Origin of the sequence: Pseudomonas sp. CM25, from assembly GCF_013179705.1 — a bacterium.
GTDB lineage: Bacteria > Pseudomonadota > Gammaproteobacteria > Pseudomonadales > Pseudomonadaceae > Aquipseudomonas.
Genome location: NZ_JABMCW010000735.1, coordinates 1 through 537, shown reverse-complemented (window position 1 = coordinate 537; position 537 = coordinate 1). Strand labels below are relative to the sequence as shown.

The 537-nt window shown below is 62.6% G+C and carries 1 pseudogene; it reads right to left on the bottom strand.

What is annotated here, in order from left to right:
- Positions 1-537: pseudogene (locus HP546_RS31020) on the bottom strand (excinuclease ABC subunit UvrA); the annotation flags it as partial.

The window sequence follows — 537 nt, the reverse complement described above, 5'->3', positions numbered from 1 at the left end:
CAGCTCGTCAAGCTCGTAGAGCTTGCCGTTGACCCGGGCGCGCACGAAACCCTGAGCGCGCAGCTCATCGAATACCGCCAGGTGCTCACCCTTGCGCTCGCGTATCACCGGCGCCAGCAGCATCAGCTTGCTGCCTTCCGGGCGCTCCAGTACCAGGTCGACCATCTGGCTGATCGTTTGCGCTTCCAGCGGAATGTCATGGTCCGGGCAGCGCGGGGTACCCACGCGGGCGTACAGCAGGCGCAGGTAGTCGTAGATTTCGGTAATGGTGCCGACCGTGGAGCGCGGGTTGTGCGAAGTCGACTTCTGTTCGATGGAAATGGCTGGCGACAAGCCTTCGATGGTGTCGACGTCAGGCTTTTCCATCATCGACAGGAATTGCCGGGCGTAGGCCGACAGCGATTCCACGTAGCGGCGCTGGCCTTCGGCGTACAGGGTGTCGAACGCCAGGGACGACTTGCCGGAACCGGACAGGCCGGTGATCACGATGAGTTTGTCCCGGGGCAGGGTCAGGTCGATGTTCTTCAGGTTGTGGGT